Below are 24,764 nucleotides of genomic sequence, written 5' to 3'. Positions count from 1 at the left end.
CGCACAGGGAGCAGAACGGGGCTGACCGGCCGACCGGGCGGAAAGCAGCCGGGGGCCGCTCGCCGTGTCGCGCGAGCGGCCCCCGGCCCGTCCTGCCGCAGGTGTGCTCAGTTGGTGTTGAGCGTCAGCCCGTAGTAGCGCAGGGCGTCGTCGAGCGGCTGGAAGTAGGAAGAGCCACGGGAGTTGACTCCGCCCGAGCACCGCTGGTCGGTCGGGCCACCGGAGGTCATGCCCTGGGCCTGGGTGCCGGAGATGTAGGCGCCGCCGCTGTCACCGCCCTCGACACAGACACTGGAGGCCGCCAGGCCCGATACGACCGTGTCAGGACCACCGTTGCGGTCGGTGTAGGTGACGGTGTTGTTGTAGGAACTGACGGTGCCGCAGGTCCAGCCGGTGGTGGCGCCGGACTTGCAGATCGCGGCACCGGAGGAGGCGCGGCTGCTCCCCTGGACGGCGATCGGGCTGGTGTTGCCCCAGGTGCCGACACTGGTGGTGATGGAGTGGCCGGAGTTGACGGTCGCGATGCCCATGTCGACGCTGCGGGTGCCGAGCGCGTAGCGGGTCTTGTAGCCCTGGGCGAAGGCCGTCCCGTCGTAGCGGAGGGTGTTCACGATGCAGTGCCCGGCGCTCACCAGGTACTGCCGGCCGGAGCTGTCACGGGCACCGTAGCCGACCGAACACCACTGGCTGGTGTTGTTGAAGGTCATCTTGCTGCCGGGGTAGATCGCGGCCTTGGGCTCAAGCTCCTCCTGGCCACGCACGATGTCGACGGCGGCACCGTGCTTGGCGGCCTGGGCCAGAAACGCCTTGGCGGCGGCCGTCCGGTCGTTGTTGACCTTGACGGTCACCTTGTCGGAGGCCAGATCGACGGACCAGGCGACCACTCCGGAGGGAACCTTCTTCGCGGCGAGGGCGTCCAGTTCGGCCTTGACCTCGTCGAGCACGGCCTCACCGCGGGCGGGTACCCGGGCGACGAGGCCGGCCTTCTCGATTCTGGCCGTCTCACCGGCGTCGTCGGCGTTCACGGTCAGCTTGCCGGAGGCGTCGAAGAAGGCTCCGTCGTCGGCTATCCCGCCCTTCCTCAACTCGGCGAGCTTGGCCTGCTGGGCGTCCTGCCGGTCAAGACGCTCGATCGCGGCCTTCTCGCTCACCCCGAGCGAAGCGGCCAGGGCCCGGACCATCTCGGGCTGGTAGCGGGACGCGGACCGGGTGTCCTGTGCCTGCGCCACGGTCTGGGTCCCCAGGACCACGGAGGCCGAGAGTCCGATGGCCACCGCGGCCAGGCGGTACTTACGAGAGTTACGCACGTTGACTCCTTCCGAATGACAGCCAGAAACCCAATGGGGGGTATGCCGCCGGGGTACGCCAACAGGGCCCCGACGAAGGGTGATTCCTGCCTGACGGTGAGTCAGCGACTCGCCGCGACCCGAACTATTGCCTAGCGGTCGAACGGATTTCAAGACGCGTACAGCGGGAATTTTTCAAGAGACTTCGTGGCGCCTCTGTTGCATCAGAAGGGGAACTCACCCTGTGCGTGGCGGGACATACGATCGCACCTCCGGCGGCACCGCCCGGAGGCACGGAATAAATCGACGAAGCGGACCGATCGTGACGGTGCGACGTTTCACTGTGGAGGGCAGCCCGGCCCGAAAGGTAGGGCAGGTATCGATGCGAGCGCCTCAGAACGCACCACGGACACAGCCGTCGGCATTCTGAGAACGAGCGGCAATCCGCTCCACACCTGACAGAAACGCCCGCATTCACCACCACCCTTTTTCGGCGCGCCTGACAGCCTTCGCGGCCGTCCCGTTCCTCCGGATCCGCCGGCGGGCAGAGCGCGGTCGTGGTGTCCTGCCGTCAGGCCGTTCGTGGTGGCGGAGGGGCGTTCACCATGTCTTCGCCACCGGAGAGGACCCGGCCCACCGGCGCACGAAGGCGAGCGCGCCCTGCTACACACGGAGGGACCAGGGCGGCAGCCGCTGTGGCTCCGAAGGGGGTGTGGGGGGCTGTACGGCCCATGCGCGCTCCCGAGCGAAGAGGGTCCGCCCAGCGAGAAGGCTGAGCGGACCATGCCAAGACTTCTGGCCGGAACCATAGAGGCACCACGTCCGCCGTTCGCATCAGGAGGACGGATTCACGGATACGCAGAAAACCCGGCAAACACCGGGCACCGCGGATTCCGGTGGCCGGAGACAGGTCCCCCCGTCACCCCGCATCGCTCCGGACAGGGCACCGGATCCCGTCCTGGGGGCGAGCCGAACAGGTTGCGCGGAACGGCAGAGGGCGGCTGCGAGACCGAGAAGTCCGGGTACACACAAGGATGACGCGAAGTAGGTATAGGTGTTGACCGGTCCCGGATATTCGAGGCTCGGGCGATTCCGTACGCTGATGCGTAATCAATCGGCGACCGAGCGGACACCACGTCGGACCGGCCCGAAATCGAGCATCCGCGAAAAGGGTTCCACCACTGCGCGGTGAATCCACCGTCCGGACGTCGGCAGATCAGGAAGAGAGAGAATCCAAGGACGCGGTGCCATGACCAAGGCCCCTTTCCTGCTCCGCGTCCCCATGAGAAATTCCGCGCGGCCGGGCAACCGGTGCATGGACTCCGCGGTGTTTCAGCCGCGTGGAGAGGTTTCGACGTCCGTGACGAGAATGTGTCCCGCCCCCAAAGTCATGAGCGGGCCAGGTCCCTGGGGCAGCCGGCGACAGTCGCACCCACGTGCTCACCAGCAGAACGTCGGCTACAGGTCGGCGATCCAGGGGTGTCCCGGGTGTACGCGCGCGAGCAGCCCGGCCAGCTTCTCGCGCTGAGCCGAGGTCATGTGCGGGACGGTCGCCTCGAAGTCCGTCTGATCCTTCCGGCGGGCGTGCTTGGCCTTGAACAGCAGGACCAGTTCGGGCGCCAGGTAGGGGATGCCTTCCGGGGTGTGATGGACGATGTCGCTGTAGGGGAACCGGATCGTCTCATCCCGTCGGCAGATCCAGGTGTCGCCGCCGTGCGGCTCGCGGAACACGTCGAGGAGGTAGTTTCCGGTAACCGGATCGCGGAGCCATGTCTGGTGTACGGCGGCCAGCGCCTCCGGTGTGGCGGCCTCCCAGATCCGGCCACTGCCTGCCGCGTCGAAGACGTATCCGGGGAAGCGGTGGCGGACCTCGGGAAAGCTCGCGGCCGGAATCGCGATCTCGATGTCTCCATGAGCGCGCGTCTGCCCGCCACGGAACAGGTCCAGTGCCCAGCCCGCAGCCACGTACCAGGGCGTGGTGATTCCGGCCAGCCGCTGCGCGACCTCACCCGGGGTCCAGCAGGATGACCACCTGGTGGAGAGGGCTTCGATCTCGTCGGGTGACAGCTCGACGCCGCCGCCGGGTAGTTGCTCGCTCACCGCAGGAATCTATCAGCGAGCCCGAAGCCCCGACCACGGTCGATGAAGGGGACCAACGAGGCCTTGAGGCGTACGCCGCCGGCGATCACACGAAACAGCCGGCCGGTCGGGCCCCTCGGCCAACTCGCCAGGGCCGCATCCGAGATGCCACCCCCCACCGGTATCAACCCGGCTGTTCCTGACGGACGAGGGGGCCCTCACCGTCCGAAGAACCGCCTCCCGGACGGGAGGCGAGGCCACGGCGGGAGAGCGCGCCGGTCTTGCGCATGGCGCGGGCGATGTGCTGCTCCACCGTGCGGGGCGAGAGATGCAGCGTCACGGCGATCTCCCGATTGGTCAGACCGGAGGCCGCGAGCTGGGCGACCTCCGCCTCACGGGGCGACAACTCATCAGCGTGCGAGGGCCGTCCGGGAGGGCGCCCCTTCCTGGCCGGCTGCCGGGTGCGCAGCAGGGCCCTGGTCCGAGCCGCGTCCCAGACCGCGCCCAGATCGGTGAAGCGCTGCGCGCAGGACTCCAGCTCCGTGACCGCTGACAGGACAGAGGTGCGGGAGCACGCCGTGCCCGTCGGCGCGGAGCTGTCCGCTCCCTCCGCGACCGGGCCGGGGCCGGCTTCGCTGTGCGCCGCGAGCACACAGCGCGCGGCTCCCTCCGCCGCCAGTGCCTGGGCGTAGGGGCGGGGCAGTGAGGCGTAGGCCGCCGCGGCCTCCTGGTACAGCTCCACGGCCCGCAGCAGTCCGTCCCGCTCCTCCCGGGCCGGCGCTCCCGTTTCGGCGAGCACGGCACGGCTCCAGAGCAGTGCGGCCCTGGCGGCCGGCGCGTCGCCCCGGTCGAGGCCCCGCGCGAAGTCACGGACCATGGCGTGCGCCGTGGCGCTGTCCCCCGCGCGCGTCAGCGCTTCCACGGCCCACGGCGCGAGTTCGGCGGCCCATGACCACACCCCCTTCCCGGCCACCACCGCCCATGCCGCACGCGCCTGTTCCGCCGCGGCTTCCCGCTCCTGGCGGGCCAGGGCGAGGCGTATCAAGGCGCCGGCCGCGGTCGCCGCCAGCGGCACGGGAAGGCTGTTCGTGCCGCTGGTCCCACGTTGGGACAGCCAGGAGGCCGCCTCTTCCCAGTCACCCTGGGCCAGGGCGAGCAGACCGCGCACGATGTACGCGTCGGAGGCGATGCGCGGCATGTCGGCGGTGGCGGCGACGAAGTCCTCGCACCGCTTGGCCAGGCCCGACCATTGCCCGGTCCACCAGGCCTGGAGCAGTTGTGCTCCCAGGGCGTTGTGCTCGATGTAGGGCGCGCCGCTCCGTGCGGACAGGTCGCGTCCTTCCGCGAGCAGGTCCTCCGCCCGTTCGTGCAGGCCGAGCCAGACGGCGGCGTCCGCGGCGTTGCACAGGCCGCGTGCCGCCTGCCGGGCGCACGCGGGGTCGGTGGTCTCCCTCGGCAGCCTCTTCACCAGCTCCCACGCGTCCGGTTCGGCGCAATGCGTCGCGAGAGTGACCCGGTTGGCCAGCACCGCCGTACACGTCGCGTCGTCTCCGCTCGCGTCCGCGGCGGCCATGGCGTTGCGCAACCACCGTCGGTGGACGTCGACACAGTCGCCCGGCCAGTAGGGGCTGGACAGTGCCGCCATGGCGCGTGCGGCCAGGTCCGGGCGGACCTCGCGCAGTTCGGCGGCCGCGGTCTCCAGAGCCTGCCACCCCTCGGCGTACTGTCCGGTCTGGTTGCCCAGCATCAGTCCCAGGTCGAGCCGCAGCTCTCCGCGTACGGACGAGGGGAGGGAGGAGTCCCGCACGATCTGCGTGAGGACCTCCACGGTCTGGTCCGAGCGGAGCCCGGTCACCGCGCTGCGGGCCAGCAGCGGTGCCAGCCGTGCGCGGGCCTGGGGCGGCAGGCCGGGGGTGGCCAGCGTCTGTTCCAGCAGGGTGACGGCGTGCTGGTGCCGACTGGCCGCTGCCGCCGACTCGGCGGCCTTCTCCACCGCCTGGAGCCATCTGCGGCTGTCGCCGGCCGCCCTGCGGTGGCCGGCCACGGCGTCCCACGCGACGGGCTGTCCGCGGCTCAGCACGCCCGCCGCCCGCCCGTGCAGGTCCTGTCGGACCGGTCCGGGTATGGAAGCGCGCACGGCCGGTACCTCCAGCGGCACGGCGAAGCCGTAGCGGTCTTCGCCCAACTCCACGAGTGCCGCGCCCTCCAGGGCCCGCAGCAGCGCGGTGTTCCCTTTCGCGGCTCCGAGCCCTGACACGGCGGTCAGCTCGTCGCGGCCGGCGGGTCTGCCGAGGACGGCGGCCGCCCAGACCACCGGCCGGTCCGCGGGGGACAACGCGTACGTACGGCTCAGCACCAGCTCCGCCAGCCGGGCCGGAGTACCGGCCGCTTCCACCTCGGCGGCGGTGCCGGTGAACGCCGGCCGCCGCTCCCGCAGTGCGTCGAGGAGGTCGACGACCACCCGGGGGACTCCGCCGGTACGCTCGTACAGCCTGCGCACCGCCTCGGGCGTCCAGTCCTCGCCGAGCGCCTCGACGGCGGCCTGGCGGACGCGTTCCTCGTTCCAGGGGGCCAGCCGGTACCGCAGCACCGTCATCCGGGACGGGTAGGCCATCGGCGGGCCGCCCAACGGCAGTCCGGGCACGGGGAGTTCCTCAGGACGGTAGGTCACCGCGGCCGCCGAGCCCGGCTCCAGCACCTCCAGCACGTGGCGCAGCCGACGGAGTTCCTCCTCGTCCGCCCGGTGGACGTCTTCCACCAGCCACAGGGCCGGGGTGCGGCGGTGCTCGTCCTCCGGCGAGGGGCCGCCGCCGGTTCCGCACCGCCACCACAGACAGACCGTCTCCGCGTCCTCGGCCAGGTCGGCCACTTCCTGGAGCAGGTGGCTCTTCCCCCCTCCGGCGGCGCCTTCGACGAACAGCAGCAGCGGTTCGGCACGTCTCTGGACAAGGGCGTGCGCCAGGGGCGACCCAGCGGACCCGCACGTCGCGATCACGCCGTCATCCTCGCTCTCCTTCTTCCGGACAGCCAGGCACACCGCGTCCGACACCTCACCGGGGGTCCGTCAGCGCGCCGCCAGGGTGCCGGACACGGAACCCTCTCTTCACGGCACGTCCTCGGAACGAACCCGGTGCCCGGGTCCGGCTCACCGGTCCGTGCCGGCCCCGGTTCCGGCACCGTACCAAGCCGGTGAGACAGCCGGACAGGGACGGGAGCGAAGCCTCGACCGCGACTCCTCGCACGGCCACCGGCCCGAAGACGGTGCGGACGGAACGGACGACCGCCGCTGAACGGCCGCCCCGGAACGCAGGAAACGCCGACGCTCCGGGCGCCTACGCCACGCCTGGAGCGGACCGTACTCGGTCGAACGCGGTGCACGCACGGCGCGGCCCGGAGCTCCGGCGCCGTTCCGCAGGCACCCGGTGGTCGGGCCGGTGCGTCGTCGCGCACCGGCCCGGCCCACATCGGTCAAGCAGCCTGTCGGCCGGGCTTGAGCACCACCTTCGAGTATCCGTCCTCCCTCTTGTCGAACCGCTGGTACGCGTCCGGGGCGTCCTCCAGGGGCAGCCGCTTGGAGACGACGAAGCTCGGCTTGGCGCGGCCGGCGATGATGAGGTCGCGCAGTTGCTGGTTGTACGCCTTGACGTTGGCCTGGCCGGTGGCCATCCGCAGCCCCTTCTCCCAGAACTCCCCGAGGTTGAACAGCAGTCGGCCGTGTGCGGCGTCCTCGTTCGGGGCTCCGGGATCGGAGGGCACGTACAGGCCGACGACACCGAGCATGCCGGTGGCCCGGACGGCCTTCACGAGGCTGTTGAGGACGATCGCCGGCTGTTCCTCGCCTTCCTGCACGGTGGCCTGGTAGCCGACGGCATCGATGCCCTTGTCCACTCCGGCGCCGCGTGTCTGCTCGATGATCTGCTCGACCGCGTCGACCTTGCTGTAATCGACGGGAATGGCACCGATCTGCTCGGCGAGCGCCAGGCGGCTCGGCACCTTGTCGATGACGAACACCTTCGACGCGCCGCGCAGCAGTGACGAGTAGGCAGCCATCAGTCCAACCGGTCCGGCGCCGGACACCACTACCGTCTCGCCCGGGCTGACCTGGGCCAGCTCGGCGGCGTGGTATCCGGTGGGGAAGATGTCGGCGAGCATGGCGAAGTCGTCCTCGTGGTCCGTCCCGGGCGGCAACTGCAGGCAGTTGAAGTCGGCGAACGGCACTCGCAGGTACTCTGCCTGTCCACCGCCGTACGGGCCCATGGACACATAGCCGTAGGCGCCCCCCGCGAAGCCGGGGTTGACAGTCAGGCAGAAGGCGGTGCGGCCCGCCAGACAGTTCCTGCAGAAACCGCAGGCGACGTTGAACGGCATGCTGACCCGGTCGCCCGGCTTGACGCTGGCAACCCCTTGACCGACCTCTTCGACGATCCCCATGTTCTCGTGTCCGAAAACGATCCCCGCTTCGGCGGCGGTACGGCCCTCGTACATATGGAGGTCGGAACCGCAGATCGCGGTCGAGGTGACGCGGACCAGGACATCGGTGGGGTCCTGGATGCGGGGGTCTTCGACCTGTTCGACGGCGACCTTGAACGGTTCTTTGTACACTACGGCCTTCACCCTGTGCTCCTTCCACCGAGACAGCACTGATGCGACGTACGCCGTCCTTCGGCTCAGTCGCGTTCCGGCCGAGGGCCGGGCACTACCAGCCCGGTGGCCGCCGTGAGCGGCTTCCCTGGCGGTGTTGATGTGTTCCTGGAGAGCTCGGCTGACGTGGGCCAGACGTCTGGCCCCCTGACGCGGGTGCTCCCTTCCTGCGACGAGGCTGTCCGTCACCTTGCGCCGAGGCGGTTGCCTCGTACCGGGAGGCGGGAATGGGCGGCGCGCCGGGAAAAGCTCGATGCGCGGCACCCACCAGCCAGGACGGGGTCACGGGCTCCCACGGCATCTGTCGCGGCCCTGGTGGCCCCACGCTCCTACGACCAATTCCCGTCATCCAGTTGGGCGGGCCTCCAAGACCTTCTGTCCAACCGTGCCACACATCTCTGCGGTCGTCCTGTCCGGTGGCCTGACCAGCGTGGCCGGGCAGTTCGCCACCGCCTGAGATCCTCCAGGCGGTACCGGCCGGGAAGGCCGTACGGGTCGCGCTTGGACCCGGCAGGAGGTGAACCGTATGTGTATCAGCCGTTACGCGGGATCCGGCCATTCGCCCCCAGACCCGCCGGAATCGGCTGTACGGGTGGCAGTCGCACGGAAGACTGCCCGTGTAACTGTACGCATACTCAAAGTGAGGGTGACGTGTTCTTCGGCAAGAACGGCGGGGACGACGCGGACGGCAACGGGGACCGCGACGAGGCTTCCAGCGGGCTGACCATGCTGCATCAGGCGATGCTGCACACCAGCACCACGCTGAGTGAGACCCTCGACCGGGGGCTCACCGATGTGAAGAGCGCCAACACGGAAGCCCATACCGCCGTGACCAAGGAGCTCGCCCGCATGACCAGGGCGCTCCAGGACACGCAGAAGCTTCTGCCGTTGCCCTACTCGACCCAGGGCTCGGACAAGGACAGCGCTACCGCCGATCAACTGCACCAACTGCACACGCTCGTGACCGGCATGCGGACAACCCTTGAGGGTGTCGCCCAGGGCATCGCGTCCCTGGCGTCCGTGCCGGTTCCGGCGAGGGTCACGGCCGGCGAGGTCAACGGATACGCCACGGCGGCCGAGACCGCGCACGCAGGAAGGTCTCTGCTGGAAGGAGTGCCGGAGCAGCGGGCGGACAGCGTCACCACCGGCACCCCATCGGCCGGAGAAGGCCTCGCCCCGGCGGACGGCGCGGATGCGACCGGTACACATGCTGTCGAAACCGGGGCCGCGGTCGAAGGCGGACCTGGCGACGAGGGCGGACCGCGAGCCGGGCTGGAGACGGAGGTCCCGCCGACGCGGGAACAGGTGCGCGAGGCGCCGACAGAGGGAACGGACCCGCTTCTGACGCGCAATCAGGTGGCCGAGGTGGTACGGGAGGTGGTGGCCGAGGCGCTTGCACCACTGGTTGCCGCGCTCCCCGGTCCCGAGGCTGACGACGCGTCTTCCACTGCCGCGGAGCTGAGCGGGCAGATCGCCGCCCTGCACGCGAAGGTCGCCGGCCTCGCCGAGCGCCTCCCGGCCGAACCGCGGGACGAGGACACGGAAGGGCAGGAGCGGCCCGTCGCCGATCCGGAGCACAGCAGGGTACTGACACAGGCAGCGGGGATCTCTTCCGCCGTGCTGGTGTGCCACCGCGACCTGTGGGAGCTCCTGTCCGGCTGGGCCGGCGGGCACCCTCACTTCCGTATGCCTCCGCAGATCGCCGACCAGGGCGAGAACCGCATCGCGGCGGACATCTCGGGCCGGTCACTCATCGCCGTCCTCATCAGCCTGTCCCACCTGCGGCACACCGCCACCGAAGGCGACGGCGACCGGGAACTCGCCGAGGCCGTCTACCAGCGCATCGCCAACAGCCTCGCCACCCTCTCCCCCGACGACGGCCCACTCGTCACCATCACCCTGGACGACCGCACCCCTCACACCGGTGACGTCTCCGACTCCTGACCGCCTCACGGGTGCGACGGAGGGTGGTCGCACGTCGGCCACCCTCCCCACCGACAGGAAAGCGACCGCATGAACGGCCACACGGCCACCAGCGGCGCCGGACTCGACAGCCGCCCTGCCCAAGTCCTGACAGACCGGGGATCGCCGGCCTCGCTTCACTGACCACCACGTAGCGCCACCCGCACCCGGACGTCCACACGATCACGGCAGCTGGCACAGCCCTCTCCGCGCACCACGCCGGCCGCCGAGCCCGATCAGCACAACCCGCCGCCCCTGTCAAGGACGCTGATCCCCGACTGGTCCCCAAAAACGGTCAGGGCCGGTTTCGGATTGCTCCGAAACCGGCCCTGACCTGCGACTGTCTCCAGTCGGGACGACAGGATTCGAACCTGCGGCACCTTGACCCCAGGAGTGGGGGTCAACCCTTTTGTCGCGGAGCCGGGCGGTGCGGTCCGCAAGGTGATCTATCCGGTGGCCGGGGAGTCCATGCTGAAGGCGCTGGCGGCGAAGACAGCGGCGAACGAGGCGCGTTACCGGGCCCGGGGGCGTACGGTGCTGCGCTCGTCGTACTCCAAACCACTGGCGGCGGACGACGCGATCCTCCGGCCGCAGGACCCGGGTAGATCGTTCTCCGGGTTCTGCCACCAGTTCGCGCCCCGCACCGAACGTCGCTGGGGCGGCACCATCGGCCTGATCGGCATTCTCAAGGAGGCCGAGTTCGCCACCGGCTTCACCGGCGAGTGAGCGCACCGGCGGGTGTCATTGGGCGGGGAGGCGTACGGAGTAGATGGAGGGGGTGTCGAGCCGACGGGAGACGAGCATGGCGCCGGTGACGGCGAAGAGCAGGGGGACCATCAGGGCATCGACTGTGCGGGTGAGTTCCAGCATCAGGACGACGGCGGCGATCGGAGCCTGCATGGCGGCGGCGAGGAACGCAGCCGCTCCGATGACCGCGAAACCGGCGGCCGGGGCGGACCATGCTTGTGACCAGCCTTGTCCGGCAAGGGAGCCGAGCAGGGCACCGGTGGCGATGGTGGGGGTGAACAGACCGCCGCTGGCGCCGCTGCCCAGGCTGGCGGCGGTGGCGATCGGTTTGAGGAAGAGCAGAGCCACCAGGAGGGGCGTGGCGACCTGCGCGGTGAGTGTGAGCTGAACAATGTCCTTGCCGTTTCCGAGCAGTTCGGGATAGGGAATGGCCAGCACACCGACCAGGGTGAACACCAGGAGCGGTGCGACCAGCGGCCCCCACCCCGTGGGCCGGTGTCCGTGCGCGATCCGGATCATCCGCACCCAGCCGACCGCGATCAGTCCCGCGAGGGGCCCGATCAGCACGGCGAACACGGTCAGGGACGTGGACAGTCCCGCTTCGGGCAGCTGGTAGGTGGGCCCGTCGGGCAAGATCGTCCAGGAGACCGCGGTGGCGATACAGCAGGTGGCCAGAGCCGGCAGGGCCAGGCGTAGCGACAGGACGCCGAGCATCACCTCCAGTGTCAGCAGCGCCCCGCCCAGCGGGACGTTGTACACGCACGCCATACCCGCCCCTGCGCCGCAGGCGGCGAGCAGCCGGCGGTGTGTGGTGTCCAGACGGGCCCAGTCGGAGAGCCGGGAAGCCAGCGCCGCACCGGCCAGCCGCGGTGCTCCCTCGCGCCCCAGTGAAGCGCCCATGCCGACGATCACCACGGACAGGACCGCGGTGCCCAGACTCCGCCGCAGCGGCAGATGCCCTTCGTGGCGCCACAGCGCCGTACTCACCTCCGAGCTGCCAGGGCCCGTCCACCACCGCAGGAGCCACCAGCCGATCCCGGCCACTGCCCCCGCGGCGGCCAGGGCCACCACACGGCGGCCCGCGCCGGCCTGCTCGACCGCGGTCAGGAAACTCCCCGACCGGTAGGAATAGGTGAGGTGGGCCGCCGTATGCAGCACCACCATCAGCGCGGCACCCGCAAAGCCCGCGAGCACCCCCGTGGCCACCACCAGAACCCAGAACCGCGCGGACAGCGCGGGAACATCCGACGGCGCGATGAGGTTCGGCTGCCCCGCCATGCCCACGCTGCCGGACTTGTCCTGTCCCTGGGTGCTGCCCCGTTTGCCGTCCATCGCCCGTCTTTCCCCGGAAGCCAGCCGCTGCTGGACCCTCACCGGGCATCGTCTCCCGTCCCGCCCGGCCGAAGGAGTGCCCGGCGCGCGTGTCGCGCCGGGCACGCATACCGGCCGCCAGCACTCTGGCCAGGGAGTCCGTACGCCATTCGAACGGAACGCGACGCCGTACACGTTCCTGCGTACGTGACGCGACGGAAGGAACATCCGCTCTCACAGACGTTCCTCTGCGCGAGCAAGATCAGGAACTCGACTCCCAGCTCGACACGCTCAGCAAGCACGGTATGCCGACAGACAAGATCTTCGGCGAGAAGATCAGCACCCCCGGTCCGCGTACGGCCGACGTGCGAGGAGGCGCTGCGGACCGCGCGGAAGGCCAAGGCGCACGCCCCGCACCGCCGGCTCATCGTCACCGTGTACGAGACGAAGCAGCCCGGCCGCGACGCCGCCGAACACATCGCGCTCGCCGACCACCTCACCGCCCATGGCCTGGCCCTGGAGAGGCTCGCCGGGTCCCGGGCCCCTGCCCGGGATCTACGACCCGACCGGGCCGGGGAAGCCGCCGTTCACGTTTTTCGCCGCGATGGCGGAGACCGAGCGGGAGAAAATCCGGGAATCGACGCTGAAGGGGCTCGACACCGCGGCCCGCAAAGGGCAAGCACGGCGACCGGCCTTGGGTCATCACCGACATGCCCCACACCATGCTGCGTGGCCGCACGGGCGGCGAGCCCGTCGAGCAGATCCAGCCCCACCTGATCATCCCACCGGCAAGCGCACGGAACAGAGCCCCTCGGAGGCCGAGCATCTACCGGGCGCTCACCGAGCCCACCAAGCGCGAGACATGCCCCGAAGCCGCCACCCAGCCCACACCGACTTCGCCGACCTCAAGGTCGCGAAGTCCCCGGACTCCGGATCGCTCTCCCTGACCGAGCGTCGCTCTGATCACAGAGGGCTACGTGTCACTTCGCCGTAACTTCGGGAGAACAGGGCCTTCTCGGAGCGGAAGCGCACCTTGCCACGCCATCGCGCCTCTGCGCAGCCGAGTTCGGGTAGCCGGCGATCTTCTCGACACCATCGGGCCGCTCGGGCCGCTCGGGCCAGTGCAGTTACGTCCGGCGTCAGCCATGGTCTGGACCGGCCGGTCGTCGGCGACCCGCCGCATCCCGGTGCGGGCGGCGGTGTTCTGGCTGCGACCCTTGTACGTTTCGACCTTGACCCAGTAGTAGAGATCCGGCGCCATGCAGCCGGCTCAGCTCGCGTCCCATATGACAGCATCGAACATGTTGCGGTTATCGCTACCGATGCCGTCGGAGCCGAGCGCAGTGAGCTTGAGCCGGGCAATGTTCCCGGCGCTGGTGCGTACGCATAGCACCCCGTTCTTGGTGAGTTGCTGCTTTCGGGTTCCTTCCGCATCAACCATGTTCGTGCATTCCTCGTAGCTCGGCAGTCTGGTCGTACGTCCTGACCAGAGAGAGATCATGGTGCCGTTCCACCCCTCGATCTCGTTCCCGGGCAACGTGTACACATCGCCTTCGTCGGCAAAGCCGACAGCGACGGGCTGTCCGGTGTCCAGATCCTTGGGCTCGTGGTCGAGCAGCAATGAGCCTCGCCAGAGTTCGCTTCCTGCGGGCGAAGGACTGTCGTCGGGTTCGTGCGTGTCGGTCTGCTTCGACGGCGCACTGGAGGCGGGTGAGGATTCGGGCGCCGAGACGGAAGGTGATGAAGGCACCACGGTCGGGGTGCCGTCGGCCTTGTCGTCACCGGGCGAGCCGAGAACAGGCACCACGGCCGTGATCAGGGCGGCGAGGACCGTCGCCCCGGCCGCGATCCAAGCTGCCTGCTGGTGTCTGCTGAACCAGCCTCCGCCCCCCCACCGCCATCCCCGCCGTCAGGCGTTGGCGGGTCCGGTGGTGGGGGTGGCGATGCGGGCGGTTGCGCACCGTCCGCACGGTTGCCGCCCCGGCCAGGCGTGTGTGCATCAGATCGATCGTCAGCCACCGTGCCGAGCACCCCCATTGCCCCCGCCGGTTCATGCGCGTCACCCAGAGGCTAGCAGCACGCGCCGGCCTCGCCCGCGTCCTCGATGACCACGCAGGCGATGCCGATGTCCCTGGCCCGCAGGGCCTGGACAGGGGCGCGCCGGTGACGCCGTCGGGCTCCATCGGAGAGCAGGTCAGCAGGGGTCCGGCGAAGCATGACCCGGGGGTGCACATGTCCGACGCGAAGGCGCGGGCGTTCGCTGTCGCCTCCATCGCGGTGCGCTCTGTCGCGTCCCGGGTGTGGAGCGGGCGCGGGCAGGTGGTCGCGGATCTGCCGATCATTGAGCTGGGAGCCGGCCCCACCCCGTGGGTGGTGTCGTCGTGGGCTCACGGGGAGGCTCGGCTCTGGTGGTGGGCGGCGGGGCTCGCTGCCGGCGTGGCGGCAGACAACCGGGTCGTAGCGCGGACACAAGAGGGGTAGGGGCCTTGCGGCAATCCCGCGCCCACCCGAAGACGAACATGTTCGTTACGATCGGAGTATGACTACGAAGCGAGAACCGATCAGCCGGCGTGAGCGACCTGCCAAGCCCGCTCTGACCCGACACGGAATCATCGACGTGGCCGTGCTGGTGATGCGCTCCGAGGGGCTGGAGAAGGTCACCATGCGGCGCCTGGCCCAGGAGCTGGACACCGGCCCGGCCTCGCTCTACGTCTACCTGGCCAACACCGCCGAACTGCACGCCGCCGTCCTGGACGCCCTTCTGGGCGAGGTGGCGATGCCCGCCGACGAGCCCGGCGGTAACTGGCGCGACCAGCTCATCGCGGTCCTGACCTCGTACGCACACTTGCTCTTCGAGCACCCGCAGCTGGCCCGGTCCGCGCTGGTGGCCCGCCCGAGCGGTGAGAATTACCTCAATCTGGTCGAGCGACTTCTGCTCCTGCTCTCCCACAGCGGGGCTCCCCGGGCACAGGTCGCCTGGGGTGTCGACAACCTGCTGCAGTACGCGACGGCCACCGCGGCCGAGCACGGCACGCAGGATCGCGACCCGACGAGCCAAGACGACTGGGACGCCCTCGCTCGGGCCGCGTACGGGGTCGATGAGGCCACCCACCCGATGACCAAGGCCCACCTTCCGGTCCTGCTGGCCGGAACCGAGGCCAGCAGATTGGCCTGGGGCTTCGATGTCGTGATCAACGGCATCATTCACACGCACGTACCGGGCGCCGAGGGCTGATCACCGGCCCGGAACCGGCCGCATGCGCCCTGGCGTGCTGGTGCGCATCGACCAGGTCACGTCCGAACACGGTCCGCCGTTCGACCGGTGTCCGACCGTTCACATCGGCTGACACCGGCCGCTTGTCCCGACGTCGGCGTGGCGCTGCCGTAGGGGACGCCGACCTGTCGAGCGGCCAGCCGCCGGCTGGATGCCGGGGTGCGGCGGCACGGCGTTTCCCTCTGCGGATGGAGCCGGGAGCGGGGCGCGGACTTCATCACCGCCGCCCAACCTCCTCAACGGAGAGGGAACGGCCCAGCCGCGCTCCGGAGGGGCGGCCGACGTCACGGACGACGAGCGAGAGACCTGGTCCGCGCTTCGTTGGGCTCCCGGCCTCCACGTCGGCCGCTCGGGTCGAGGCCGTGCCGCGCCCGTGGCGGCTGGGGAGGGCTCCGTCCAGCCTTGAAGGGGCGACACGGTCGCGACGAACTTGTTCGTGGCGAACGTGTTCGTTACCGTGGATGCGTGAGCGCCGGTACCCGGTGCGCCCGCGGCGTCACACTCCCCTATCCCTGCTTGGAGTTCCCGGATGAGCACGCACCACCCCATCGCGATCATCGGCGGCGGCCTCGGCGGCCTCACCGCCGCCCGCGTCCTGCACGTCAACGGCATCGAGTCGGCCATCTTCGAACTCGAAGCCACCCCCGAGGCCCGCACCCAGGGCGGCATGCTCGACATTCATGAGGAGAACGGCCAGAAGGCCCTGCGCGCCGCCGACCTCTACGACGGCTTCCGCAAGATCATCCACGAGGGCGGCGAGGCCATGCGCCTCCTCGGCAAGGACGGCACCGTCCACGTCTGCGAGGAGGACAGCGGCGACGGTGGCCGTCCCGAGGTGGACCGCGGCGATCTGCGCGACCTGCTCACCGACGCGCTGCCCGACAGCACGATCCACTGGGGCAAGAAGATGACCGGGGCCCGCGTCCTGGACGGCGGCCGCCACGAGGTCACCTTCGCCGACGGCACCACCATCACCACCGAGCTGCTGATCGGCGCCGACGGCGCCTGGTCCCGGGTGCGCCCGCTCGTCTCGAACGCCAAGCCCGCCTACACCGGCATCTCCTTCGTCGAGACCGACCTGCTCGACGCGGATGCCCGCCACCCGCGCAGCGCCGAAGTCATCGGCGGCGGCTTCTTCATCTGCCTCGGCGACGAACGCGGCTTCCTCGCGCACCGGGAGACCGACGGCAGCCTTCACGTCTACACCGCCCTCAAGACGGACGAGGGCTGGCTGGACACCATCGACTTCACCGACCTGCCGGCGGCCAAGGACGCCGTCCTCGCGCACTTCGAGGGCTGGGACGAGCGCCTGCGCGGCCTGGTCGCCGACGCGGACACGATGACCCCGCGCCGCATCCACGCCCTGCCGGTGGGGCACCGCTGGGAGCAGGTGCCGGGCGTGACCTTGCTGGGCGACGCGGCGCACGTGATGTCGCCGTTCGCCGGCGAGGGCGCCAACCTGGCCATGTTCGACGGCTCCGAGCTCGCCTCCGCCGTCGCCGCCCACCCCGGCGACACCGAGGCCGCCCTGGCCGCCTACGAGGAAGCTCTCTTCCCGCGCAGCGAGACCTCCGCCGCCGACTCCGCCCAGAGCCTGGACACCATGTTCGGCCCGCAGGGCCTGGAGCAGATGGTGTCGTTCTTCACCAACAGCCCGGCAGGCCGATAACCGCTGGTCGGCGAGAACCCTCTGCGGGCCGCCGCATACCGCTCAGCCGTACCCGGAGGCCTGTGCAGGCGGCCTCTCTCGCCACTTTCACGGCTGATCATTTTTCGTCCATAGGAGCCACGTTGCCGAAGATCGCGATCATTCTCAGCAGTACCCGCACCGGCCGTGCCGGAGCGAACGTCGCTCAGTGGGTTCTGCGACAGGCCACCCGGCGCGGCGACGCCGAGTACGAACTCATCGACCTCGCCGAGGTCAACCTGCCGCAGATCGACGAGCCGTTCCCGCCCGCCATGGGCCGCTACACCCACCCTTACACCCAGCAGTGGGCCGCCACGGTCGCCTCCTTTGACGGCTTTGTGATCGTGACCCCCGAGTACAACCACTCCTTCCCCGGCGTACTCAAGAACGCCCTGGACCGCGTCTACGCCGAGTGGAACAACAAGGCCGTCGGCCTCGTCTCCTACGGCATCGACGGCGGGGTGCGCGCCGTGGAGGCCCTGCGCCCGGTCCTCGGCGCGCTGCAACTCGCGGACGTGTCCGCCACCGTCGCTCTCAACCTGCGCACCGACTTCGCGGACTTCGGCAAGACGTTCACCCCTGGAGAGCACCAGGGCCCCGCCCTGACGACGATGCTCGACCAGCTGCTCCCCTGGACCGAAGCGCTCGCCCAGGCCCGCGACGCGAAGGCCGCCGCTCCTGCCTGACCTGCCCGTCTCCTGGCTTACGGAGCCGCTCCATGGGGCGGCTCTCGGACCCTTACCAAGCTCCGCACCGGCCCCGCCCGCGCCACCCAGCTCCTGCGCGCCCCGCCTGTCTTGACGAACCTCGAAGTCAACCGCTGGCGGAGGCGCGGGGCCGCACCGTCTGAACGTCCGAAGTCACTCGGCGGGGGCGAGTGAACGAAGGTCAGCGTCCAGCATGCGGACCAACTCAGCAACTCGTCCGCCGCCACTCGGCGCCGTGGGGAATCGTTTGAGCACGTCAACGACGGCCGGTGTCGCACGACGCACCGCCTGCTCAAGGTGTTCGTCACCAACGCTCCGATCGTCGTCGGCGACGAGTTCGGCCGCTCTGGCCGCGTAAGCGCCAGCTCCGAGAATGTGCTTGACCTGGGTGCCCTTGGCCAGCGGATGCAGGTAGGCAGCGCCCGCCGCGGACATCGCTGCCCGAGCCGCCTCGCGCGCAGCCATGGTGTCCGCGCTCTTGGCTGCCTTGAGTGCTGCCCAAGCCCTGTCGCGTAGAACCTGCCCACGCTCACCGCCTTGAGCGAACTCCCACGCGGCACCGACAGCCTCTCGGGGCCGCAAGTCGTCCGGCTGATCGTCTTCGAATACCTCCAGCACCATTTCCGCGCACGCCGCAGCGAACGCGGTGACCTCACGAAGATCTTGCTTACTCAGAGCGATCTCGCTCACTTCCCCTGGCATGACTCCATCCTCGACCATTACGCGGGACAGCCAGGCGGCTGGGCCGGCTCCGGGTCGGCCCCATGCCGACCGGCTCCGAGCAGACCGGATCGTGGAAGGCCACCCGGCCACAGCAGGCAGGAACCGGCCAGCCGACCGCTCCGCCAGATGATCTACTCCGCAGACCGTCGCCCTCGACCAGCGTGAGCACCCCGAGAACCAGTCACACCAGCCCTTCGGCCTGCGATTTCAAGTCGGCGGGAGCTCACTGCGGATCATCCGGCGCGGGCTGAGGCGTGCACTGGCCAAGTCGGCCTGCACCTCGGTGAGTTGCTCGGAGGCCGGCGGCGCCGATCTGATCAAGCTGTTGACACAGGTTGCGGCGCACGGCGCCCTTGAGATGCTCGGGCTCCTGCCGCGGCAGCCGGTTGTCCTCCTGGAGTAGCTGCTCTTCCACCCTCCGCCCGGCCGGCTCTCTGGCCCCGCCGCGCGGGCGTCGTTGGTCGCTCTGCGTTCCTGGCGGCGCCGGTTGCGGCGGACCGTGTGGTTGTCCCCGATCGGGATACACTCGCCGTCCCGCGCTTCGAGGCAGTCCATGCGCAGCCAGCGGGCCTCCCAGGCGCGGCAACCCGTGTCACGCACCAGGACGTAGGCGGTGCGCAGCATGACCTGCACGGCCTCGGCGGCATGTCGCCGTAGGGGGTAGCCGACGCCGATCAGATGGACGTGGGCGTCGAACCGGGTGACGACGCACCAGGGGATGACCTTACGCGGCCGGAGCGACCGAGGCCGAGGTCGCCGAGCTCCCAGACCGGCCTCTGCCGGGTCCACCCGGCGGACGCGGTCGAAGGCGCCGCGCACCGGGCGCACGACATCGTTCCAGTGTGCCTCGCGGTTGCGGTCGAGGTAGGTCGTGCCGTGGAAGATCGGGCAGGCGTCGCCGCAGCCCAAGGTGATGACGTAGTCGGAAGCCTGGACCGTTTCGTTGGCCAGTACCTTGGGTGTCGCGGCGGTGAGGTCGATGCCGACTTCGACCATGGCCTCGACATCGGCCGGGTTGACCTGGTCGGCGGGCAGGGAACCGCTGAGCGGACCTCGATGTGATCACCGGCGAGGCGGGTAAGGAAGCCGACGGCCATCTGGGAGCGTCCGGCGTTGTGGACGCAGACGAACAGGACCGAGGGCTTGACGCGTCAGACACGGGCGGAGCCCTCCGGTTCGGCGGCCGGTGTGGCCGCCGGTGCCGGCGGGTTGGGGAAGTAGCGGCGGGCGGCGAGTGCCACGTACACGAGGCCGATCAGGACCGGTACCTCAATGAGCGGGCCGACGACGCCGGCGAGAGCCTGGCCGCTGGTGGCACCGAAGGTGGCGATGGCGACCGCGATGGCCAGCTCGAAGTTGTTGCCCGCGGCGGTGAACGCAAGCGTCGTCGCCTTCGGGTAGTCGAGCCCGACGGCCCGGCCCAGGGCCATGGCCCCAGCCCACATCAGCGCGAAGTACACGAGCAGCGGCAACGCGATCCGGGCGACGTCGAGCGGCTTGGAGGTGACGGCGTCGCCCTGGAGCGCGAACAGCACGACGATGGTGAACAGCAGGCCGTACAGGGCGAACGGTCCGATGCGCGGGATCAGCTCGATCTCGTACCAGGCGTGGCCCTTGGCCTTCTCGCCCAGGCGACGGGTCAGGAACCCGGCGACCAGTGGAATGCCGAGGAAGATCAGGACGCTGCGGGCGATCTCCCACACCGACACGTCCAGCGTAGTCTGCTCCAGCCCGAGCCATCCCGGCAGGACGGACAGGTAGAACCAGCCGAGCAGACCGAACGCCACGACCTGGAAAACGGAGTTGAGGGCAACCAGGACGGCGGCTGCCTCGCGGTCGCCGCAGGCGAGGTCGTTCCAGATGACGACCATGGCGATGCAGCGGGCCAGGCCGACGATGATCAAGCCCGTGCGGTACTCGGGCAGGTCCGGCAGGAGGATCCAGGCAAGGGCGAACATCAGCGCCGGGCCGAGCACCCAGTTCAGCAGCAGCGACGGGATGAGCAGCCGGCGGTCGCGGGTGACGGTATCGAGCCGGTCGTAACGCACCTTGACCAGCACCGAGTACATCATCACCAGCAGGCCGAGGGCGATCGGCAGCGAGACGCCGGTGACGGTGACCTTCGCCAGCGCGTCACCCAGGCCGGGCACGAGACGGCCAAGGCCCAGGCCGGCGGCCAGGGCGGCCAGGATCCACACGGCGAGGTAGCGGTCCACGAAAGACAGTCGCCCGGCGACCGGCGCGGTGGTCGGGTCGCTCACAAGGACGCCTCCGCGGTGGCGGGCCGGCCGGGGCGGGTGAGAACGCCGGCGAGTTTGTCGGTCATCTCCGGCAGCAGCCAGTAGTAGACCCAGGTCCCGCGCCGCTCGCAGTCGATGAGCCGGGCCTGCCGCAGCAGTTTGAGGTGGTGGGAGATCGTCGGCTGGGAGAGGTCGAAGGCGGGGGTGAGATCGCAGACGCAGATCTCGCCGCCCTCACGCGAGGCGATCATCGACAGTAGCCGCAGGCGGACCGGGTCGCCGAGCGCCTTGAACACCTTGGCCAGCTCGACCGCCTGTTCCTCGCCCAACGGCGTGGTCAGCAGCCCCGGGCAGCACTCGTCGGCGTCGTCCTGGCCGAGCACCATGAGTCCTTGTTTCGACATGTGTCTATGTTGACGAACTTCGATCCAACACGCAAGCTTGCATCGAGAGCCATCGAATCAAGCCGTTGTGGACCACGCCGACCCTGGGGGCATTGCGATGAGTAGTCACACCACTGGCCTGCGCGAAACCGTCCGTGACCGGTACGCCGCCGCAGCCGTCCAGGTCACCGAGGGCGGCACGGCCTGTTGCGGTCCGCAGGCCATCGAGATCGACGACAACTTCGGCTCCACCCTCTACGCGGCGGACGAGCGCGAGTCCCTGCCCGCCGAGGCCGTCGCGGCCTCCCTCGGCTGCGGCAACCCCACCGCGGTGGCCGACCTCCACGAAGGCGAGCGCGTCCTCGACCTCGGCTCCGGCGGCGGCATCGACGTCCTGCTCTCCGCCCGCCGTGTCGGCGCGAGCGGCAAGGCGTACGGCTTGGACATGACCGAGGAAATGCTCGCACTGGCGCTGGCGAACCAGAAGAAGGCCGGCGCCACCAACGTCGAGTTCCTCAAGGGCACCATCGAGGCGATCCCGCTCCCGTCGAACACCATCGACGTCGTGATCTCCAACTGCGTCATCAACCTGTCCACCGACAAGCCCTCCGTGTTCGCGGAGATGTTCCGCGTCCTGGCGCCAGGCGGCCGGATCGGCGTCTCGGACGTCGTCGCCGACGACGGACTCGCCCCGGCCCAGCGCGCGGAGCGCGGGGACTACGTCGGCTGCATCGCCGGCGCGCTGTCCTTCGCCGAATACCGCGAGGGCCTGGCGGCGGCTGGGTTCACGGACATCGAACTCGACCCGACCCATGCGGTCGCCGACGGCATGCACTCCGCCATCGTCCGGGCGGTCAAGCCCACCACCGCGCCCTTCGGCGTCGAATCCGGTGTGGCACTGCCGCTGGCACAGGACAGCTCCGGCTGCTGCGGCTGAAACGTAGTCCGAGACCGGCGTATGCGGTCACGGCACGCGCGGGGCCGTGACCGGATCGCCCTGGCTCGCCGGGCGGGCGCTGCCTGCGGTGCGGGCCCGGTGGGCGCCGTAGGAGGCGTCCTCGCCGCCGCTCCCGGCCATCCAGTTCGCGGCGGTCTGCTCGCTGAAGCCGAGCAGGAGGCTGAAGGCGAACGCGGGAAGTTCGGCGGCGAGGTCCATGAGCGAGGCGTTGCGGTGGGACGGCGTCGGATGCCGAGCCGCGTCCGCGTCGGCCTGGATCTGTCGTAGAAGCGCCACTGCACGCCCGTACGGATCCGGTACAGCACCCCCCGTTCACGACCTGGCGATGATCCCGCCACCTGCCACAGCGCCCAAGGCTGACGGGTGGAAGCGGCTCCAGCGGATCCCCTGAGTGCCCGTCAAGTCCCCCTTGTCCCGCAGGGCCTTGTCAACGACTGGACTGATCGTCGGGGCGTCTTCCAACCCACCGGCGATGCTCGGTACGGACGGCTGAATACGCTGGAGGGGCCCGGTTGAACGAGAGGACGCGAAGACGTGGATGTGTATGAGGCCGTGAACAGTCGCCGGGCCGTGCGGGCGTTCGACGACGAGCCCGTGCCCAAGGAGATACTCGAACGAGTGCTGACCGCGGCGACGCGGGCTCCCTCCAGCGGCAACCTCCAGCCGTGGCACCTGTACGTCGTGACCGGTGAGCCCTTGGCGGAACTCAAGCGGACCGCGACAGCGAGGGCACTGGCGGGGGACCCCGGCGACGAGCGTGAGTACCCGGTGTACCCGGACGGGTTGGCCTCACCGTATCTGGACCGTTTTGCTGCCGCCGCCGCCCAGCGGTACGAAGCGCTGGGGATCGAGCGCGACGACCCAGACCGGCCCAGGAAGATCGCCACCTTGAACTCGGAGGCGTTCGGGGCACCGGCAGTTCTGTTCTGCTACCTCGACCGGACGATGGGGCCGGGGCAGTGGGCTGACGCCGGGATGTACCTACAGACGGTCATGCTGTTGTTGCGAGCTGAAGGGCTGCACAGCTGCCCCCAGGTGATGTGGACCATGTACCGGGAGACTGTCAGCCGAGCGGTCGGAGCCGATGACGGACTCGTGCTGTTCTGCGGCGTCTCAGTGGGATTCGAGAAGGAAGGCGTCCCGCAACTGCGCACCGGGCGGGCGGACATGACAGAAACGGTGAGATTCATCGGAGTGTGACCGCCGGTCGGCCGAGATCGAGAGGACAGGCCCTCAGGGCAGGCGGGCCCGCGAGGTTCCCCTCGTCGGGCAGATCCGCCCCCTCGTCGCCCGGCGCATCCTGTCCGCCGCCCCCGTCCGGACGCCCCCCTGTTCACGGGCCCGCGAGGCGGACACAACTCCACCGCCGTCCCGCGCGACGCCGCACACCGGGACGACGTGGTCACCAGGCTCCGCTACGGGCATCTGCGCCGCCACGACCTCCGACACACGGGACTGACCCGGTTCGCCGACGCCGGGGTCCAAGTGCACGTCCTCCGCAGAATCCCCGGCCACGGTTCACTGACCACCACCCAGCGCTATCTGCACCCGGACGTCCACAAGATCACGGCCGCCGGGGCGGCGCTCTCGGCCCACTTCAACGCGCTGCGCGCACCACGCTCGCTGCCGAGCCCCATCGTCATGACCCGCTGACCCGGTCAAGGACGCCGGACCTCCAGCTGGTCCCCAACTGGTCCCCAAAAATGATCAAGGGCCGGTTTCGGATTACTCCGAAACCGGCCCTGATCTGCGACTGTCTCCAGTCGGGACGACAGGATTTGAACCTGCGACCCCTTGACCCCCAGTCAAGTGCGCTACCAAGCTGCGCCACGTCCCGCTGCCGTCTGACCTGGGGTTTCCCCTGGCCGAACGCGCATGAGAACAATACCGCACTCGGGCGGGTGGTCACGAACCCTTTCGGCGCTTGACCTCAACCTTGGTTGATGTTGAACGCTGAGCCACATGACGAACACGACCGCCGCGCCGGTGTACGGATACGACGACCTGCACCGGCTGATGAGCCTGATGACGGGCGACGAGAAGCACGGACCCGCGGCCACCTCCACGCTGGACACCCTGTGGGTGCTCTACGACCGGGTCCTGCGGGTCTCCCCCGCCACGGCCGGCGCCCCCGACCGAGACCGCTTCCTCCTGTCCAAGGGACACGGCCCGATGGCCTACTACGCCGTACTGGCCGCGCGCGGCTTCTTCGGAGAGGAGCTGCTGCCCGGGTTCGGGGCGTACGACTCGCCGCTCGGTCACCATCCGGACCGGCTGCTCGTGCCGGGTGCGGAGATCGGCAGCGGCTCGCTCGGGCACGGGCTCCCGCTGGCCGTGGGGAGCGTGCTGGGACTGCGGGCCCAGGGGTTGACCGGGCCCCGCGTCTGGGTGCTGACGGGGGACGCCGAACTGGACGAGGGCAGCAACCACGAGGCGATCGCGTACGCCGGCCCGGCGGGCCTGGAGCAGCTGCACACCGTGGTGATCGACAACGCCTCCGCGTCGCACTCCCGGCCGGGCGGGATCGCCGCCCGGTTCGAGGCCGCCGGCTGGTCGGCCCGGACGGTGGACGGCCGGGACCACGACGCACTGTACGACGCCTTCACCGCCCCGCATCCCGGCCGCCCGCACGCCGTGATCGCCCGCGTCGACCCCAAGCGCTGAGCGTCGCACCCCCGGCCCCCGTGGCTGACGGCGCGGGGGCGCGGAACAAGCCAGGGCCCGGGACACAGGACCCGGGACACAAGACCCAGGACACACGGAGGA

At 70.0% G+C, this 24,764-nt stretch carries 20 protein-coding genes, 1 tRNA gene and 1 pseudogene; 9 read left to right on the top strand and 13 right to left on the bottom strand.

What is annotated here, in order from left to right:
- Positions 1 to 107: 107 nt before the first annotated feature.
- The 4 genes from B9S64_RS30325 to B9S64_RS30310 form a co-directional block, all read right to left on the bottom strand.
- Positions 108 to 1,307: a S1 family peptidase gene (locus B9S64_RS30325; protein ID WP_103492199.1), complete on the bottom strand. Its 1,200-nt coding sequence runs from the start codon at positions 1,305 to 1,307 to the stop codon at positions 108 to 110.
- 1,437 nt (positions 1,308 to 2,744) lie between these two features.
- A complete protein-coding gene (locus tag B9S64_RS30320; protein WP_103492200.1) occupies positions 2,745 to 3,386 on the bottom strand; it encodes a nucleotidyltransferase domain-containing protein in 642 nt (213 codons plus the stop codon).
- Between the two features lie 163 nt (positions 3,387 to 3,549).
- Entirely contained in the window at positions 3,550 to 6,360 is a 2,811-nt protein-coding gene (locus B9S64_RS30315) for a LuxR family transcriptional regulator (protein ID WP_103492222.1), read from the bottom strand.
- A 473-nt stretch (positions 6,361 to 6,833) separates the two neighbouring features.
- Positions 6,834 to 7,979 (bottom strand): glutathione-independent formaldehyde dehydrogenase, encoded by a 1,146-nt coding sequence (locus tag B9S64_RS30310; protein ID WP_103492201.1) that lies wholly within the window; start codon positions 7,977 to 7,979, stop codon positions 6,834 to 6,836.
- Positions 7,980 to 8,657: 678 nt separating this feature from the next.
- Here B9S64_RS30310 and B9S64_RS34675 point away from each other — a divergent pair.
- The gene (locus B9S64_RS34675) at positions 8,658 to 9,950 is read left to right on the top strand and encodes a hypothetical protein (RefSeq protein WP_146060140.1); all 1,293 of its coding nucleotides are present in this window, start codon (positions 8,658 to 8,660) and stop codon (positions 9,948 to 9,950) included.
- Between the two features lie 399 nt (positions 9,951 to 10,349).
- Complete coding sequence (locus B9S64_RS34670) at positions 10,350 to 10,694, top strand: hypothetical protein (protein ID WP_164345296.1); 345 nt, start codon at positions 10,350 to 10,352, stop codon at positions 10,692 to 10,694.
- A gap of 15 nt (positions 10,695 to 10,709) precedes the next feature.
- Here B9S64_RS34670 and B9S64_RS30290 read toward each other — a convergent pair whose 3' ends face one another.
- From B9S64_RS30290 to B9S64_RS34665, 3 genes are all read right to left on the bottom strand, one after another.
- A complete protein-coding gene (locus B9S64_RS30290; RefSeq protein WP_103492203.1) occupies positions 10,710 to 12,047 on the bottom strand; it encodes a chloride channel protein in 1,338 nt (445 codons plus the stop codon).
- Between the two features lie 1,249 nt (positions 12,048 to 13,296).
- Positions 13,297 to 13,833 carry a hypothetical protein gene (locus B9S64_RS30280; RefSeq protein WP_146060141.1) on the bottom strand — a complete coding sequence of 179 codons (537 nt, stop codon included), beginning with the start codon at positions 13,831 to 13,833 and terminating at the stop codon, positions 13,297 to 13,299.
- 263 nt (positions 13,834 to 14,096) lie between these two features.
- On the bottom strand, positions 14,097 to 14,243 hold the full coding sequence (locus B9S64_RS34665) for a hypothetical protein (protein ID WP_164345290.1): 147 nt from the start codon (positions 14,241 to 14,243) through the stop codon (positions 14,097 to 14,099).
- A 322-nt stretch (positions 14,244 to 14,565) separates the two neighbouring features.
- Between B9S64_RS34665 and B9S64_RS30270 the strand changes: the two genes are divergently transcribed.
- The 3 genes from B9S64_RS30270 (at position 14,566) to B9S64_RS30260 (ending at position 17,673) form a co-directional block, all read left to right on the top strand.
- The gene (locus B9S64_RS30270) at positions 14,566 to 15,261 is read left to right on the top strand and encodes a TetR/AcrR family transcriptional regulator (RefSeq protein ID WP_103492206.1); all 696 of its coding nucleotides are present in this window, start codon (positions 14,566 to 14,568) and stop codon (positions 15,259 to 15,261) included.
- A gap of 568 nt (positions 15,262 to 15,829) precedes the next feature.
- On the top strand, positions 15,830 to 16,969 hold the full coding sequence (locus B9S64_RS30265) for an NAD(P)/FAD-dependent oxidoreductase (RefSeq protein WP_103492207.1): 1,140 nt from the start codon (positions 15,830 to 15,832) through the stop codon (positions 16,967 to 16,969).
- 122 nt (positions 16,970 to 17,091) lie between these two features.
- Positions 17,092 to 17,673 (top strand): NADPH-dependent FMN reductase, encoded by a 582-nt coding sequence (locus B9S64_RS30260; protein WP_103492208.1) that lies wholly within the window; start codon positions 17,092 to 17,094, stop codon positions 17,671 to 17,673.
- A gap of 174 nt (positions 17,674 to 17,847) precedes the next feature.
- On the opposite strand, the gene B9S64_RS34660 is transcribed toward B9S64_RS30260, so the two are convergent.
- From B9S64_RS34660 to B9S64_RS30240, 4 genes and pseudogenes are all read right to left on the bottom strand, one after another.
- The gene (locus B9S64_RS34660; RefSeq protein WP_374936087.1) at positions 17,848 to 18,384 is read right to left on the bottom strand and encodes a putative immunity protein; all 537 of its coding nucleotides are present in this window, start codon (positions 18,382 to 18,384) and stop codon (positions 17,848 to 17,850) included.
- An 825-nt stretch (positions 18,385 to 19,209) separates the two neighbouring features.
- Positions 19,210 to 19,514: pseudogene (locus tag B9S64_RS30250) on the bottom strand (phosphotyrosine protein phosphatase); the annotation flags it as partial.
- Between the two features lie 54 nt (positions 19,515 to 19,568).
- Positions 19,569 to 20,678, bottom strand: coding sequence for an ACR3 family arsenite efflux transporter (arsB, locus tag B9S64_RS30245; protein WP_103492209.1), 1,110 nt, complete (start codon positions 20,676 to 20,678; stop codon positions 19,569 to 19,571).
- Entirely contained in the window at positions 20,675 to 21,061 is a 387-nt protein-coding gene (locus B9S64_RS30240; protein ID WP_103492210.1) for a helix-turn-helix transcriptional regulator, read from the bottom strand. Before B9S64_RS30240 ends, arsB begins: the two co-directional genes overlap by 4 nt.
- Positions 21,062 to 21,158: 97 nt before the next feature.
- Between B9S64_RS30240 and arsM the strand changes: the two genes are divergently transcribed.
- Positions 21,159 to 21,977 (top strand): arsenite methyltransferase, encoded by an 819-nt coding sequence (arsM, locus tag B9S64_RS30235; RefSeq protein ID WP_103492211.1) that lies wholly within the window; start codon positions 21,159 to 21,161, stop codon positions 21,975 to 21,977.
- A gap of 27 nt (positions 21,978 to 22,004) precedes the next feature.
- On the opposite strand, the gene B9S64_RS30230 is transcribed toward arsM, so the two are convergent.
- Positions 22,005 to 22,274, bottom strand: coding sequence for a hypothetical protein (locus B9S64_RS30230; RefSeq protein WP_103492212.1), 270 nt, complete (start codon positions 22,272 to 22,274; stop codon positions 22,005 to 22,007).
- A gap of 258 nt (positions 22,275 to 22,532) precedes the next feature.
- Here B9S64_RS30230 and B9S64_RS30225 point away from each other — a divergent pair, with 258 nt between their 5' ends.
- Together B9S64_RS30225 and B9S64_RS30220 are read left to right on the top strand one after the other, a co-directional pair.
- Positions 22,533 to 23,198, top strand: coding sequence for a nitroreductase (locus B9S64_RS30225; protein WP_103492213.1), 666 nt, complete (start codon positions 22,533 to 22,535; stop codon positions 23,196 to 23,198).
- Between the two features lie 198 nt (positions 23,199 to 23,396).
- Positions 23,397 to 23,651, top strand: a complete 255-nt coding sequence (locus B9S64_RS30220; RefSeq protein WP_258037930.1) for a site-specific integrase — start codon at positions 23,397 to 23,399, stop codon at positions 23,649 to 23,651.
- A gap of 110 nt (positions 23,652 to 23,761) precedes the next feature.
- Here the strand turns inward: B9S64_RS30220 and B9S64_RS30215 are convergent.
- Positions 23,762 to 23,835: transfer RNA gene (locus B9S64_RS30215), tRNA-Pro, on the bottom strand.
- A gap of 125 nt (positions 23,836 to 23,960) precedes the next feature.
- On the opposite strand from B9S64_RS30215, the gene B9S64_RS30210 reads away from it, so the two are divergent.
- The gene (locus B9S64_RS30210; RefSeq protein WP_103492215.1) at positions 23,961 to 24,662 is read left to right on the top strand and encodes a transketolase; all 702 of its coding nucleotides are present in this window, start codon (positions 23,961 to 23,963) and stop codon (positions 24,660 to 24,662) included.
- The last annotated feature ends 102 nt before the right edge of the window (positions 24,663 to 24,764 follow it).

Source organism: Streptomyces sp. SM18, from assembly GCF_002910775.2.
Lineage (GTDB): Bacteria > Actinomycetota > Actinomycetes > Streptomycetales > Streptomycetaceae > Streptomyces > Streptomyces halstedii.
The sequence above is the reverse complement of the archived record's forward strand: the minus strand, read 5'-3'. Positions and strand labels throughout refer to the sequence as shown.

Bases quoted from the DNA above. Each gene is read 5' to 3' on its own strand.
- arsM (WP_103492211.1), top strand. From the start codon at position 21,159: ATGAGTAGTCACACCACTGGCCTGCGCGAAACCGTCCGTGACCGGTAC.
- B9S64_RS30210 (WP_103492215.1), top strand. From the start codon at position 23,961: ATGACGAACACGACCGCCGCGCCGGTGTACGGATACGACGACCTGCAC.
- B9S64_RS34665 (WP_164345290.1), bottom strand. From the start codon at position 14,243: ATGCTTCGCCGGACCCCTGCTGACCTGCTCTCCGATGGAGCCCGACGG.
- B9S64_RS30290 (WP_103492203.1), bottom strand. From the start codon at position 12,047: ATGGACGGCAAACGGGGCAGCACCCAGGGACAGGACAAGTCCGGCAGC.
- B9S64_RS30270 (WP_103492206.1), top strand. From the start codon at position 14,566: ATGACTACGAAGCGAGAACCGATCAGCCGGCGTGAGCGACCTGCCAAG.
- B9S64_RS30265 (WP_103492207.1), top strand. From the start codon at position 15,830: ATGAGCACGCACCACCCCATCGCGATCATCGGCGGCGGCCTCGGCGGC.
- B9S64_RS30240 (WP_103492210.1), bottom strand. From the start codon at position 21,061: ATGTCGAAACAAGGACTCATGGTGCTCGGCCAGGACGACGCCGACGAG.